Annotated in this window: 14 protein-coding genes; 9 read left to right on the top strand and 5 right to left on the bottom strand. The window is 72.2% G+C overall.

Annotation, left to right across the window (positions count from 1 at the left end; all coding sequences use genetic code 11):
* The first annotated feature begins 125 nt into the window (after window positions 1–125).
* The 4 genes from AAW13_RS20840 (at window position 126) to AAW13_RS20855 (ending at window position 4,820) form a co-directional block, all read left to right on the top strand.
* A complete protein-coding gene (locus AAW13_RS20840; RefSeq protein ID WP_046729466.1) occupies window positions 126–413 on the top strand; it encodes a DUF1876 domain-containing protein in 288 nt (95 codons plus the stop codon).
* Window positions 414–645: 232 nt separating this feature from the next.
* Window positions 646–1,548: a pyridoxamine 5'-phosphate oxidase family protein gene (locus AAW13_RS20845; RefSeq protein ID WP_046729465.1), complete on the top strand. Its 903-nt coding sequence runs from the start codon at window positions 646–648 to the stop codon at window positions 1,546–1,548.
* A gap of 138 nt (window positions 1,549–1,686) precedes the next feature.
* Window positions 1,687–4,089 carry a glycoside hydrolase family 65 protein gene (locus AAW13_RS20850; protein WP_046729464.1) on the top strand — a complete coding sequence of 801 codons (2,403 nt, stop codon included), beginning with the start codon at window positions 1,687–1,689 and terminating at the stop codon, window positions 4,087–4,089.
* A 272-nt stretch (window positions 4,090–4,361) separates the two neighbouring features.
* The gene (locus AAW13_RS20855; protein ID WP_046729463.1) at window positions 4,362–4,820 is read left to right on the top strand and encodes a Crp/Fnr family transcriptional regulator; all 459 of its coding nucleotides are present in this window, start codon (window positions 4,362–4,364) and stop codon (window positions 4,818–4,820) included.
* Between the two features lie 891 nt (window positions 4,821–5,711).
* Here the strand turns inward: AAW13_RS20855 and AAW13_RS20860 are convergent.
* From AAW13_RS20860 to AAW13_RS20880, 5 genes are read right to left on the bottom strand one after another with little or no spacing between them, the layout of a single operon-like run.
* Entirely contained in the window at window positions 5,712–6,191 is a 480-nt protein-coding gene (locus tag AAW13_RS20860) for a hydrogenase maturation protease (RefSeq protein WP_046729462.1), read from the bottom strand.
* Window positions 6,188–7,540: a Ni/Fe hydrogenase subunit alpha gene (locus tag AAW13_RS20865; RefSeq protein WP_046729461.1), complete on the bottom strand. Its 1,353-nt coding sequence runs from the start codon at window positions 7,538–7,540 to the stop codon at window positions 6,188–6,190. The genes AAW13_RS20860 and AAW13_RS20865 overlap by 4 nt, the downstream gene beginning before the upstream one ends.
* A complete protein-coding gene (locus tag AAW13_RS20870; protein WP_046729460.1) occupies window positions 7,537–8,421 on the bottom strand; it encodes an NADH-quinone oxidoreductase subunit B family protein in 885 nt (294 codons plus the stop codon). Before AAW13_RS20870 ends, AAW13_RS20865 begins: the two co-directional genes overlap by 4 nt.
* 1 nt (window position 8,422) lies before the next feature.
* On the bottom strand, window positions 8,423–9,241 hold the full coding sequence (locus AAW13_RS20875) for an FAD/NAD(P)-binding protein (protein WP_046729459.1): 819 nt from the start codon (window positions 9,239–9,241) through the stop codon (window positions 8,423–8,425).
* Window positions 9,238–10,422: a 4Fe-4S dicluster domain-containing protein gene (locus AAW13_RS20880; protein ID WP_046729458.1), complete on the bottom strand. Its 1,185-nt coding sequence runs from the start codon at window positions 10,420–10,422 to the stop codon at window positions 9,238–9,240. Before AAW13_RS20880 ends, AAW13_RS20875 begins: the two co-directional genes overlap by 4 nt.
* A 190-nt stretch (window positions 10,423–10,612) precedes the next feature.
* Here AAW13_RS20880 and AAW13_RS20885 point away from each other — a divergent pair, with 190 nt between their 5' ends.
* The 5 genes from AAW13_RS20885 to AAW13_RS47435 all read left to right on the top strand — a co-directional run bounded on the left by AAW13_RS20885 (window position 10,613) and on the right by AAW13_RS47435 (window position 14,322).
* Window positions 10,613–10,828 (top strand): hypothetical protein, encoded by a 216-nt coding sequence (locus AAW13_RS20885; protein WP_046729457.1) that lies wholly within the window; start codon window positions 10,613–10,615, stop codon window positions 10,826–10,828.
* 320 nt (window positions 10,829–11,148) lie between these two features.
* Window positions 11,149–12,663, top strand: coding sequence for a DUF1254 domain-containing protein (locus AAW13_RS20890; RefSeq protein WP_079178879.1), 1,515 nt, complete (start codon window positions 11,149–11,151; stop codon window positions 12,661–12,663).
* 384 nt (window positions 12,664–13,047) lie between these two features.
* Window positions 13,048–13,368, top strand: coding sequence for a hypothetical protein (locus AAW13_RS46410; RefSeq protein WP_046729456.1), 321 nt, complete (start codon window positions 13,048–13,050; stop codon window positions 13,366–13,368).
* 283 nt (window positions 13,369–13,651) lie between these two features.
* Entirely contained in the window at window positions 13,652–14,221 is a 570-nt protein-coding gene (locus tag AAW13_RS20900) for a 2-oxo acid dehydrogenase subunit E2 (protein ID WP_071659624.1), read from the top strand.
* The gene (locus AAW13_RS47435; RefSeq protein ID WP_167391721.1) at window positions 14,215–14,322 is read left to right on the top strand and encodes a 2-oxo acid dehydrogenase subunit E2; all 108 of its coding nucleotides are present in this window, start codon (window positions 14,215–14,217) and stop codon (window positions 14,320–14,322) included. The genes AAW13_RS20900 and AAW13_RS47435 overlap by 7 nt, the downstream gene beginning before the upstream one ends.
* Window positions 14,323–14,326 lie beyond the last annotated feature (4 nt).

Below are 14,326 nucleotides of genomic sequence, written 5' to 3' on the forward strand. Positions count from 1 at the left end.
GGACGGAGGGCGGACGGGCGGTCGTCAGCCGGCTCCGCGAGGCCGCCGGTCCCCCGCCGTGAGACCGCTCGCGGGTCGCGGCGGCTACCGCCGAGACGACCCGTGACCGAGGCGAGGAGCAGGCGATGTCGCACACAGGTGAGTGGAAGGTACGCCTCCACCTCTTCGAGGAGGACGACGGAACGACGAAGGCGCACGTGGTCCTGGACACCGGGACGACGGAGATGTCCGGCAGCGGGACCGCACACTGCAACCCGGCGGACCGGAACGTGCCGGAGATCGGCGACGAACTCGCGGTGGGCAGGGCCATGGACGACCTCGCCCAGCAGTTGCTGAACACCGCCGACCGGGACATCCAGGGCATGGCCGGATCCCGGCCGAACACCCGGCAGACCGCCGCTTGGCCCGTCTGATGCCGCCAGCGCGCGGGCGGCGCACCCGAGGAACGCCGCTGCGGACATCCCTCGCCGACGCGCTCCGCCGGAGGCCGTCACGGGCCTGAGCCTCACGAGTGCCGAGGGGGACGTCGTGCCTCCTCGGGCATGGACCGTCACCCTCGGAGACGCGCAGCACGTTCGCCCGTGCGGGGGCACGGCGCGCGTGGCAGCTTGGACGCAGCGGGATTTCACGGAGAGGGCGGCGATCATGCGAGCTCACCTCGGCGACCAGCTCGTCATCGAAAGCCCGGCGACCGGTGCCGCCAGGCGCGACGGCGAGATCGTCGGACTCCACCACGAGGACGGCACTCCCCCGTACGACGTGCGCTGGTCGGACACCGACGAGGTGACGCTCGTCTTCCCCGGCGCCGACGCCCACATCCACCATCTTGAGCACGGCCGGCCCGGCACCGGCCATGAGGCGGAGCCGGGCGTGGCGGGGGCCGCGCGCCCGGCCGGGACGGCCGGTTCCGGTGACATCGGGCGCCGGGTGGCGGAGGAACGGCGTAGGAGGAGACTGAGCCGCGCGGAGACCGCCCGGCGCGCCCGGATGGCCCCCGGCTACCTTGCCTACCTGGAGGAACGACCCGCCGACCCGTCCATGGCGGCTCTGATCAGGCTGGCCGCCGCGCTGGGCACCTCGGTCGCGGCGCTGCGTGGCGGTGGCATGGATCTCGCGCCCGGACAAGGTCGCGCCCTGATCCGTCCCCGGCTGCGCGACCTGGACGCACAGGAATGCCGGGCCCTGCTGTCCACGCACGGCGTCGGGCGCATCGCGGTCTCGGGACCCGACGGACGGCCGGCGGTCGTCCCGGTCAACTACGAGGTCGTGGGCGGCGCGATCGTCTTCCGGACCGCGCCCGACTCGCTGCCCGCGGCGGCCGCCGAGAGGGAGGTGGCCTTCGAGGTGGATCACGTGGACGAGGCCCTGAGCCAGGGCTGGAGCGTGCTCGCGGTCGGCCCCGCGAGCGTCGTGACCGATCCGGAGGCCGTGCACGAGCTCGTCCGGGGTGCGCACACCACCCCGTGGCCGGGCGGTGCGCGTGAGACGTGGATCTCGATCCGGCCCACGAGTCTGACGGGCCGCCGGATCACCGCGGCGGACCGGTAGCCGACGGACGGCGGGCGCCGTCCGTCCACGGGCCGCCGCACGGATCGGGACCTGGGTCCTCGTCCGCCAAGCCGGTACAGGGTGGCCTGCGGGGCGGAAGGGCGGCTCTGCGGCCGACGTGAGGAGAAGAGGCGGCGGATGACGGACTGGACCTGGGAGTGGCCGGGCTACGACCCCGCCACCGAACGGCTGCGGGAGGCGCTCTGCACGCTCGGCAACGGCTACTTCGCCACTCGCGGCGCGGTGCCCGAGTGCCGGGCCGGACTGGTCCACTACCCGGGCACCTACGCGGCCGGCTGCTACAACCGCCTGGAGTCCACGGTGGCGGGACGGCGGGTGGTCAACGAGGATCTGGTCAACCTTCCCAACTGGCTGCCCCTGCGTTTCCGCGCACGCCGGGGCGCCGGGGAGTGGGAGCCGTGGTTCTCCCCTCGCCCGCACTCCCGCCTGGAGCAGCGGCACGTCCTGGACCTGCGCCACGCCACGCTCACCAGGGCCTTACGGCACCGGTACGAGGAAACGGGTGTGCTCGGTGTCGAGCAGACCCGCCTCGTGCACATGGAGGACCCGCATCTGGCGGCACTGCGGACGGTGTTCACGGCCGAGGACTGGTCGGGCGAGATCGAGATCGAGAGCTGTCTCGACGGCGAGGTGATCAACGGCAACGTGCACCGTTACCGCGCACTCGAACGACGCCATCTCCATCACGTACGGACCGGCATGCGGGAGCCGGACATCGTCTGGCTGGCCTGCCGGACCAGCACGTCGGACATCGGTGTCGCCCTGGCCGCGCGGACGACGGTCGGCGCCGACGGGGCTCCGGCCGACTCCGTGCTCCGCACGTCCCGGCACCGGGCCGTCCACCGCATGGTGGTCCCGATCGCCCCCGGCCGGCCGGTCACGGTGGACAAGACGGTGGCGCTGCACACGTCCCGGGACAGGGCGATCAGCGATCCGCTGGGTGAAGCCGTCGACCGGGTGTGTGCGGCGGCTGACTTCCCCGGCCTGCTGGAGTCTCACTCCGCCGCGTGGGAGCGGTTGTGGCGGCACGCGGACATCCAGGTCCGTGGTGAGGCCGGCCGGATCCTGCGCCTGCACCTCTTCCACGTCCTGCAAACACTGTCCCCGCACACCGCCGACCTGGACGTGGGCGTGCCCGCCCGGGGGCTGCACGGCGAGGCGTACCGGGGCCACGTCTTCTGGGACGAGCTGTTCGTCCTGCCGTACCTCAACCTGCATTTCCCGGACGTGTCGCGGGCCCTGCTGGACTACCGCCACCGGCGCCTGCCGCGGGCCTGCCGGTCGGCCGCCGCGGCCGGGCGGACCGGGGCGATGTACCCGTGGCAGAGCGGCAGCGACGGCCGCGAGGAGACCCAGGAGCAGCATCTGAACCCGGCCTCGGGTCGCTGGCTGCCGGACCACTCCCGGCTCCAGCACCACGTGGGCTCGGCGGTCGCCTACAACGTGTGGCAGTACTGCGAGGCCACCGGCGACACCGAGTACCTCTACACCAAGGGCGCGGAGATGCTGCTGGGAATCGCCCGCTTCTGGGCCGGCCTCGCGGACTTCGACCCCGTCCTGAACCGCTACCGCATCCGTGGCGTGGTCGGCCCCGACGAGTACCACGACGGCTATCCGGGTGCGGTCAGGCCGGGACTCGACGACAACGCCTACACGAACGTCACCGCCGCCTGGGTCCTCATCCGCGCCCTGGAACTGCTGCGGCGCCTCCCCGCGTGGCACACCGAGGAGTTGCTGGCGCGGATCCGGCTGGACGCCGGTGAACCGGCACGGTGGGAGGAGATCTCCCGCCGGCTGCGCGTGCCGTTCCACGACGGCGTCATCAGCCAGTTCGACGGGTACGAGGGTCTCGCGGAGCTCGACTGGGCCGCCTACCGCGCGCGGTACGGGAACATCCGGCGCCTGGACCGGATCCTGGAGGCCGAGGGTGACACGGTCAACCGCTACAAGGCCTCCAAGCAGGCGGACGTCCTGATGCTCGGATACCTGTTCGCACCGGCCGAACTGCGCTCCCTGTTCCGGCGCCTCGGGTACGAGCTGGACGACGACGTCTGGCGCGGGACGGTCGACTACTACCTCCGGCGCACCAGCCACGGCTCGACCCTCAGCGAACTCGTTCACGGGGTCGTCCTCGCCAAGGCAAGACGGGCCGAGGCCTGGCAGTACGTGCACGAGGCCCTGGAGTCGGACATCGCCGACCTCCAGGGCGGTACGACCGGCGAGGGCATCCACCTCGGAGCCATGGCCGGCACCCTGGACCTGGTCCAGCGCGGCCTGACGGGACTGGAAACCCGTGAGGACGCCCTGTGGCTGGACCCGGTCCCCCTCCCGGCGCTCTCCGAGTACGGGTTCACCCTGCACTATCGCGGCCACCGCGGCATCGGCCTGCGGCGCACGGACGGACAGCTTCAGATCCGGGTGCCCGCCTCGGAGGAGACGCCGATCCGCGTGGTCCTGGACGACCGCGCGGTGACCATCGCTCCCGGGCAGACGCGCACTCTGGTGGTCCCGGAGAGCTGATCGGTGCGCATTCCCGCCGTCGCCCGCGAAAGGGCGGCGCCGCGGGCGGAGCGCCGCCGGCACTTGTGGCGTCACCAGGACATGGCGGGACGGGCGGTCCAGGCGGTCCTCTGGCGACAGACACCAATCGCGTGGTCGCTGACGCCCAGTCGTCCCGCCTGGATCTGTCGGAGGTGGCGTGCTCACCGCAGGACCCGCATCGGCCGGTGGTGGCCGGCACCGGATGCGCTCAGGCTGGAAGTACACGCACCCCAGTGAAGGGAGCCTGTGCGATGACCTCCGCCGCCACCATGACCGCAGCTCTCGAGCCCGCGCACCGCGAACGGCTGATGCGGCTCGCCCGGGAGGTCTCCTTCGCGGCCGGAACCCGCCTGTTCGAGGAGGGCCTGCGTGCCGAACGATTCTGGGTCGTGCGCAACGGGACCGTCGCCCTGGACCTGCATGTGCCCGGGCGTCGACCTGCTGTCATCGAGACACTCGGACAGGGTGAACTCGTCGGCTGGTCCTGGCACTTCCCGCCGCACCTGTGGCAGTTGGGGGCCGAGGCGATGAGCCCGGTGCGGGCCTGGGAGTTCGACGCCGGGGCGGTCCGTGCGCTGTGCGCCGAGGACCCGGTGTTCGGCCGGGCGATCGCCGTCTGGGTCGGGCGGGTCGTCGCTCAACGACTGCATGCCTCCCGGGTCCGCCTGCTCGATCTGTACGCCCCTTACGGAGGCGGCGGCCTGGTATGACTGTTTGCCCCGACGAGGTGAGTACGACGCGCGGAGCGGCCCGCATCGCGTGCGTGACTTGAAGGCGGGCGTTGTCGATCGCCACGCCGGCCGCCGTGGCCGGCGTGAGCAGTAGGGACACTCGTCCTGCTCGTCGGACTACAGCCCGCCGCGCTTCTCGGTCAGGTAGAGGTTGCCGAAGACCTGGTCACGGACGCGGATCGGCACGCCCGGGAAGCTCTCCGGCGGGGGACGGCGTGCCGAAGCGGCGGTCGGCGACTCGGCTGAAACGGTCGTGTCCCCTGCGCGGAGTGCTGCCCGGCCGGTCCTTGACCCCCTGGGAGACTTGCCGGCTCAGAAACTCGCGACCGGATGTCCCTGCCGGGAGCCGATCGGCCCCCTCCGGAGCGAACGGTCGCCGCCGCACGCTGTAGGTGTCGCAGGCTGTCCCGCTGCACAGGTGAGCCGGAAGGTGAGGCGAGGTTCATGGACGAGACACTGCCGCTCGGCCGGATCGCCGGTGTCCGGGGCGGTCTGCACGGAAGCGTGCCGATTTGGGGCGATGCCCCCGCGGACGGAGAGACCATGAGCAAGCGCACCCGAGTCGGTCCGCGAGACCGGCGAGCCCGCTGCGGGGCCCGGCTGCCGTCGGCCAGGGCGGGGCGACGGAGTCCGCTTGCCCGTGGGGCGGGGGACGACTGGGTGCTGCTGCCGGACGGTACCTGGCGGCGCGTCCAGACCATCCGCGTGCGGAGTCTGTTCGGCTGAGAGCCGCACGCACACGGGCGGGGAGTCACGCGCGTGCGTGCGGGCCCCCCGCCCAAGGGGTCCGAGACGAGGTAGGGCCCGGTACGGCACCACGGGCGGCCGCGCTCCCCTGCACTCGGTCCGTGCCGGGCGCTTCCGCGGCCTCTACGGTCCCCGCTTCCGCTCGTACGCCTGTCGTACGGAGGTGGCCACGCGGTCGGTCAGTTCGGGGAGCGCGCAGCGCACTGCTTCGCTGAGCCGCGCGCCGAGTTCCATGTCGGTGACCTCCACGGCGTGCACCACGAGCTGCTGTGGCAGCCGGTCGAGGGCCTTTGCCAGGGCCAGGCATTCTCCCAGGCCGAAGGCATGCGTGCTCGCCGCGCCCCGCAGGTGCCCGGCGGCCTCTGCCGCTGTCAGCGTGTGCAGCTCGCCGGGCCGGGCCGGGCGGGTACGGAGGGCTTCCACGACGACCACGGTGTCCGCGCCCTGCCACAGGCCGAGCAGCCGCGCGGGCTCGCCGTCGCTGACCGCCAGCACGGTGCCGTCGGGAACCAGGCCCCGCAGTGCCTCCACCACCGCCGGTCCGATCCCGTCGTCACCGCGCAGGGGATTGCCCACACCGATCACCACGACCCTGCCGCTCACGTGCGTTCCACGGTCATGTCGAGGAAGTGGGCGGCGCAGGAGATACAGGGGTCGTGGTTACGGATGGCCCGTTCGCACAGGTGGGTGAGTTCTTCGTCCTCGGCATCGGATCCGTCCCGGTCCAGGCGCGACTGGACGGCTCTGCGGACGTCCTCCTCGATGGCCGTCTGGTTCTGGGCGGTGGGCGGAATGATGCGGGCCCCCGTGAGCGTGCCGTCCTCAGCGAGGGCGTAGCGGTGGTACAGCAGGCCGCGGGGTGCCTCGGTGGCTCCCACCCCGACCGACTCGCTCGGCGGGACCTCGACGGCCGGCCGAGGAGGCGGTGCGTAGCCGTCGATGATCCGCAGGGCTTCTTCGACGGCCTGTACGACCTCGACTGCGCGTACGACGATGCTCCGGAAGGGGTTGTCGCAGACCGCGCCCACGCCCGGATCGCCCAGCCCGGCGTCCCGCGCCGCGTCGGCGGCCACGGGATGCAGCCAGCGCCCGCTGATCGCGTAACGGGCCAGCGGGCCGGTCAGGAAACGGCGGCCGTCCAAGGCCGCGGTGAGCGCGGTGGAGTGCGGTACCTGTTCTTCCCGGACGTGCTCTTCGAACTCGGACAGGGGGAACTCGAGGCCGGGCAGGGGAATCTCGCCCGGCGCCGGATCAATGACCGTGGGCGTCCCGGAGTCGATGGCGTAGCGGCCGGGGTCGCGCAGTGCGAACAGGGCGTGCTCGCACCGGGCGTCGGGAAAGTCGAACGCCGCCACCCAGCGGACGGTCTCCAGGGCGTCTTCCCGGGCGTGTCGCAGCTGTTCCGTCAGAGACTGGAGTTCGTCCGGTGCCGGGGTCCGGTAGAAGCCGCCGATCCGGACGTTGACCGGGTGGACGGGTCGGCCGCCGAGCTGTTCGAGGATCGCGTTGCCGGTCTGCTTGATCCGCAGCCCGCGTTCCACGGCGGCTCGCTGGTCGCGGGCGAGCTCCACCACGTCCGCGCGGCCGAGGAAGTCCGGCGCGTGCAGGAGGTAGATGTGCAGGGCGTGGCTCTCGATCCATTCGCCGCAGTACAGCAGACGGCGCAGGTCCGCGAGGGAGCCGTCCACCGTGACTCCGCAGGCGTTCTCGATCGCCTGGCAGGCGCTCATCTGGTAGGCGACCGGGCAGATGCCGCAGATGCGGGAGGTGATGTCGGGGGGCTCGGTGTGGCTCCGGCCGGTCAGGAGGGCCTCGAAGAAGCGCGGCGGTTCGTAGATGCGCAGCCGTGTCTCGGTGACCGAACCGTCCTGGACGCGCAGGTGGAGGGCCGCCTCGCCCTCCACCCTGGCCAGCGCGTCCAGTCGCAGGACGCGGGTTCCGCGAGGGTTCATGCGGGCCTTTCCGGGCGGATTTCCGTGCCGGTCCGGGAGCTGTGGCACTCCTCGGCCGCGAGTTCGGGTACGGGGGCATGTTCCGGTGAGGTGGCGTTGAAGGTGCGGAAGACACGCTGGATGTCCCGCTCGCTCATCCCGTCGTGGTGCAACTGGGCGACCATGGAGCGCAGATTCGGCTGGTTCGACGGTCCGAAGCAGCCGTAGCAGCCGCGTCCGTAGGCGGGGCAGATCGCGCCGCATCCGGCGTGGGTGACCGGGCCCAGACAGGGGGTGCCGTGAGCCACGGTGATGCAGGTGGTGCCGCGTCTCTTGCACTCGAAGCAGACGCTGTGGCTCGGGATCCGGGGTTTGCGTCCGGCCAGGTAGGCGGTGATGACTTCGAGGAGCTGGCGGCGGTCGATGGGGCAGCCGCGCAGTTCGAAGTCGACCGGGACATGGGCGGAGATCGGTGTCGAGGTCTCCAGTGTGGAGATGTACTCCGGGCGGGCGTAGACCGCGGCGAGGAACTCCTCGATGTCGGCGAAGTCGCACAGGGCCTGGATGCCGCCGGCGGTGGCGCAGGCTCCGATGGTCACCACGTACCGGGAGACGCGGCGGACGTGCCGGATCCGTTCGGCGTCGTCGGTGGTGGTGATCGAGCCTTCGACCAGGGAGAGGTCGTACGGCCCCCGGCCCTCCAGCCGACCGCGCTGCCCGTCGGCGCCGCCCTCGGCGGAGGTCATCTCCAGGAAGTGGTCGATCCGTACCCGGTCGGCGAGGCCGAGGAGTTCGTCCTCGCAGTCGAGCAGGGTCAGCTGGCAACCGTCGCAGGAGGCGAACTTCCACACGGCGAGCGTGGGCCGGAGGTCGGGGGACGGCGGTGCAGGCTCGGTGGCCATGTCACAACTCCCTCACGAGGAGCAGGTGTGCCACGCGGTCGTATCCGACGACCGGACCGTCCCGGCACAGCAGGAGCGGGCCGAGCTGGCAGTGGCCGCAATGGCCGGTGGCGCAGCGCATGTTGCGTTCCAGGGACACCTGGACGCGGTCGGGGGCCAGACGCCGGGTCACGAGGCCCCGTGCGGTGTGGCGCATCATCACCTCCGGTCCGCACACCAGCGCGCGAGTCCGTTCGGGGCGCAGGTCGAGGCGGTCCAGGAGCGTGGTGACCACGCCGACGGCACCGCGCCAGCCGGGGCCGGGACGGTCGACGGTCACCGCCACATGCGCCGGGCCGCACCAGCTGTCGATCTCCTCCCGGTAGATCAGATCGGCGGGGGTACGGGCGCCCACCAGGACCGCGAGCCGGCCGTACCCGTGCCGCCGTTCCAGGACGGCGTGCACGACCGGCCGCAGCGGGGCCAGTCCGATACCGCCGGCGATCACCAGCAGGTCCTGTCCGGCCGCCTCCGCCAGGTCCCAGCCGGTACCGTACGGCCCGCTGAGGCCGACGGTGTCCCCCGGCCGCAGCCGGTACAGGGCGGCCGAGACCGCGCCCACGGCACGCACGGTGTGCACGAGGCCACCATGGGGGCCGCGCAGGGCGCTGACCGAGACGGGCACCTCGCCGACCCCGAAGGCGTAGATCATCGCGAACTGGCCCGGTGCGAACGGCGGGAGTCCGTGTCCGGTCGGCACCAGCTCGACGGACCGGGTGTCGGCGGTCTCCGCCCAGGTGCCGGCGACCCGGTACGGCAGCGGGGGCGCCACGGTGGTCACGGCGGCCCGCTCCCCTCGTCCGGTGCCCTGGAGTGTGTCCAGTCGTGCAGGGCGGCGGCTTCCTCCGTGATGTCGATGCCGACCGGGCACCAGACGATGCAGCGTCCGCAGCCCACGCAGCCGGACGAGCCGAACTGGTCGTACCAGGTGCCGAGTTTGTGGGTCATCCACTGCCGGTAGCGGCCGCGCGAGGAGGCGCGGACCGGGCCGCCGTGCAGCTGGGAGAAGTCGAGGTCGAAGCACGAGTCCCACAGTTGCCAGCGCTCTGCGTGGTCGCCGGTGAGGTCGGTTACGTCCTCGGTGGTGGTGCAGAAGCAGGTGGGGCACACCATGGTGCAGTTGCCGCAGGTCAGGCACCGTCCGGCGACGTCGTCCCAGCGGGGCGCGTCGAGCGTGCCGGCCATCAGCTCCCGCAGGTCGGCCTCGGGCATGGTGCGGCCCATCCGGTCCGCGGCGTCCGCGACGCCCGCGCGGGCCGCCTCTCTCGTCTCCGGGTCCGCCGGGCGGGTCGGCAGTTCGGCCAGGATCGCGGAGCCTTCCGGGCTGCCGCTCCGGATCCAGAAACGATGCCCGTACTCGTCGACCACCTCGGTCATGACCAGGTCGTAGCCGGGGCCGGCGGCGGGTCCGGTGTCCATCGAGACGCAGAAGCAGGTGGCCCCGGGCTCCGTGCACTCCACCACGATCAGCAGTGCTCCGGAGCGCCGCCCCTCGTAGCCGGGGTCGCGGTACGCCCCGCCGGTCAGTACCCGGTCCTGGACGGCGATGGCCCGCAGGTCGCAGGGGCGCACGCCGAGGAAGGCACAGCGCGGGGGCGCGGGCTGATCGGCCGTGAGGACCAGCCCGTCCTCCGTCCGGTCGGCGCTCCACTGCCGCACCCGCGGCGGGTGGAGGAACGGCTTCCAGGACTGCGGGCCCGCCGCATGCGCGAAGGCCGCGCCGTCGGTCCGCTCACGCAGCCGGTAGCGCCCGGCCTCCAGCTCCACGCCCCAGCCGTACGGCAACTCGTCGGCCGACCGGAGCTCCGCCAGGACGATCACACCGTCCCGTACCGTGGGTCCGACCACGGTGAACCCGTGCCTGATCAGCACGTCCACCAGAGCCGCCAATCCGTCCTTGCCCATGACGAGCCCGTCGGGCGCGAGGGCTGGTGAGGTGTTCACGTCGGCGTCGGCGGTCATGGCAGGCCTCTTTCGGTACAGATGCCTTCCTGCTTGCCTCCGGGGCCGCGGGGACGCGGTTCCGACCGCTCGGGTGGACGGCAGGGGCCGTACGTCCCTGGCCACAGCCAAGTGCGGAATGCAGGCTTTTGCCCCACTTTACCGTCCTCTGGTGGACCAGGGAGCAGGGCCGCCGGGACGAGGATCAGCTGTGGCGCTGGCAGTTGTTCTCGTACTCGTCGAGGACGTACGCGTCGCCGTGGGCTCCCACCCGCAGGTCCTCGTCGAGCGTGCGGACGCGGTACTCCCCGCCTTCCGGGAGGCGCAGGCGCTGCCCGAGCGTGGCCGGCTGTTTCTCGTCCAGGTCCGGGTCGGCGTGCCTCGCCGCCCTCCGGGAAGAGCCACCGGGTGGTGCGCCGCACGGTGAGCTGTGCCGCGGTGGCGGTGTCCATGAGCGCTCGGCGTGGCCCGTTCATCCACATGGCGTCTCCGTGGAACTCCGCCGCCGGCGCGGTCGGGTCCAGGGCGCGGAACTGATCGTCGGTGAAGTCGACGGTCTCGGCATGGGGCACGCCACGGAGATCGTCGTACGTCCCCCGCTGGGGGCGGCCGCCCTGGGTGACCTGGTCGGGACCTCTCCGGCTGCACCGGCCGGCACCGCGGGAGAGGATGGCCGCTGGGGGACTGACCACGCGGCCGGGGTCCGCGGACCCCGCCCGCCACGCCGCTGAGTGAAGTGGTGTAGCCATGGCCGAAACATCACAGAGCCCTGCCTGGCGGCGGGTACCCGAGGACGTGGCCGACGCGGCAGTCACGGTGGCACGGGCCGCCGGGCGGGCGGTCCTTCATCCGAAGTCCACGGTGGAGCGGGCACGCCATCTGCCGGACCTCGTGCCCGTGCTGGAGCAGGCGGTGAAGCCGCTCCTGACCGGGCGCGTGGACGACTGGCGCGGCGAGTACGCCTACACGCTGGGGCAGCAGGCGTTCGTCTACGGTTTTCCGTACATCTACAACGCCGGGCTCAGGCACGACTGGGTGACGCAGCCTCGGAATCCCGCGACGGTTCCGTACGCGGCTGTCAACCATTTCTGGCACGCCGAGCGGTTGCTGGACGCGACCTACCGCGACGGCGGGTGCCCCAACAACGACACCCTGTATTCGGCGGCCTGGGTGCGCCTCGCCGACGAACCGGTCGTCCTCTCCCATCCCGACATGGGTGACCGCTACTTCACGTTCGAAATGGTGGGGATCACGTCCGACAACTTCGACTACGTGGGTCAGCGCACCACCGGCTCGGACGCGGGCGCCTTCGCCCTGGTCGGTCCGGGATGGCGGGGAGAACTTCCCACCGGGGTGCGGCGCCTGAAGGAGGCCCCCAGCCCCTGGGTCCTCGTCCTCGGCCGTACCCTCGTCGACGGGTCTGACGACGTGCCGCGGGTCCGGGAACTCCAGGAGCGGTACCGGCTCACCCCGCTGAGCCTGTTCGGCAGGCCGCACGCGCAGGTTCCCGAGAGCCGTGACGTCCTGACGCCGGTCCCGACGGAGGAGGACCCGCTGGGGCCGTGGAAGACACTGAACGCGATGCTGGCCGAGAACCCGCCGCCGTCCCATCACCACGTGCTTCTCCAGCAGTTCGCGCAGATCGGAGTGGGCCCCGGCCTCGATGTCGAGGTCCAGCCGGACCCGGTGAAACGCGGCCTCATCCGGGCCGCCGCCGTCGGTGTGCCGCTGCTCAGACAGCAGATCCTGAGCGGTGACTGGGCCCGCCTCGTCCACGGCTGGCGCTACCCGCCCCCGCAGATGGGACGCTTCGGCGACGACTTTCTCAAGCGCGCCGCCGACCAGTCGTTGATCGGTGTCGCCGCCAACGACCCCGCCGAAGCGGTCTACCTGCTCACCTTCGAAGACGCGGACGGCGAGAAGCCGGCCGCCGAAGGCCGGTACGAACTGCGGTTCCCGGGCGACGCCCTGCCACCGGTCGACGCGTTCTGGTCCCTGACCGCCTACGGGGAGGACATGAACCTCATCGCCAACCCGGCCGACCGCTATTCGGTGGGCGACCGCAGCACCGGCCTGCGGTGGGACGCGGACGGCGGGCTTACCGTTCGGCTGCAAAACGAGTCCCCCGGCCAGGACAGGGAGGCCAACTGGCTGCCCACCGCGAAGAAGGGCAGCTGGTTCGTGGCCCTGCGCATGTACCGGCCCCGCCCCGAGGTGATCGACGCGACCTGGCAGTGTCCCGCGCTGACCCGCGTCGCCTGACACCCCGGCACGTCGGCGGCCGAGCGGAGCTGTGACGGTGCGTTGCGCGCGGGACCGGGGTCGTTCGGCTCGTGATCCAAGGCCGTTCGGCCCTGGCGAGAGCGTGGGTCGGAGACGAGGCTTGTGTACGAGCGGTGAAGCCGCAGGACCGGGCGCATCCCGTCCGGCCGGCCCCACGGGGAGCCGTGTCCGCCGCAGCGCTCGCCCGCACAGTGCGCGGGCGGTACAGCCCGGCACGGCTGGGTCGAGCGTGTCACCACCTCATGCGGCAACGCCCAGGACCGCGTTGCAGAGCCAGCCTTTGAGGCGCGGCCATCCATCTCGCACCTTCCCGCGGTGCGACACGAGACAAGGATGCGACACGAGACAAGGAAAGGTGCAGCCATGCACACTCAGCGCGCGAAGCGCCTCTTCGCGGCTGCCGCAGCCGGCGCCCTGATGGCCGGCGGGGCTGCGATCGGCGCGGCCGGGACCGCGGTGGCGGCTCCGGTACACGAATCCTCCTACTCCCACCACTCCGACCGTGGATGTGGCGACGACTGGTGGGGCAACGACTGCTACGGCGGCGGCCACGGCGGTTACGGCGGTGACCACGGCGGCTACGGCGGCGGCCACGGCGGTGACCATGGCGGTTACGGCGGTGGCCACGGCGGTCACGGTGGCTACGGCGGTGGCCACGGTGGCGGAGGCCACGGCGGTCGTTGAGGCGACGAACGGGAAAGCGGTGTGGGGCACCGACAGCGGTGCCCCACACCGCAGCGCCGGTGCCCCGCCGGCTGGAGGCCTGTCGCCCCGCTGCGGGGGAGGCCGGACGGACGGATGATCTGAGGAGGCCCCGAAGGAGGGGTGCCACGGCCTGGCCCAGCCTGCGCCGGGAGAAGCACCTGCCGCACATCCGAGGCGGCAAGGTCATGCGCCGTCTGCTGCGGGCGCGTGAACTCGGCCTGCCCGAGGGCGACATCTCCGCCCTGGAGGACCTACGCCCACGGTGTCTCCTCCTGGCAGGGGAGCTCGCAGGAGGCCCCGCGGAAGCCCGTGCAGAGGACGGAGCGGTCCGCGTGAGTACCACCACCCGCACCCGCCCCGACCGCCAGGCCGCCCACCGGCTGGCTCTGCTGGAGTCGATGCCACCACCATCGACCTCGCGGCCGCCACTGACTGGCTGCGCCGGGCCAACCGTGGCCGCACGTCCGCCGGCCGGCTCGTGCCCGCGGCCCTGCTCGTGAGGGCCGGGGCGTCGGCCGTATGTGAGGTGCCGAGCCTCAACGGCCACCGGGTGAACGACGGGTTCGCCCTCGCGCGGGAGGTCCGTCTTGGTGTTGCCGTCTCAGTCAGGCAGGGCGGGCTGCCGGCGCCGGTGATCCACGAGGCAGACACCCTGTCGCCCGACGCCCTCATGGAACGCCTCGGGGACCTGGTCGAACGCGCCCGCCGGGGACGGCTGGGCGGCAGCGAGACGGCCGGTGCCTGGGGCGGATGGATGACGCCGTACACGCTCTCCACACCCTGCTCGCCCAGGTTGCTGACGGTCCGGGTCTCGGCGTACGGCCGGTGGTGACCGCGACTCTGGCCGCCGACCACCGGGCCTCGGACGGCGCCGTGGGAGCGCGTTACCTCACGGCGGTCGACCGACTGCTGCAACGACCGGAGGAACTGTGAGTCC

Origin of the sequence: Streptomyces humi, from assembly GCF_001005085.2 — a bacterium.
Lineage (GTDB): Bacteria > Actinomycetota > Actinomycetes > Streptomycetales > Streptomycetaceae > Streptomyces > Streptomyces humi.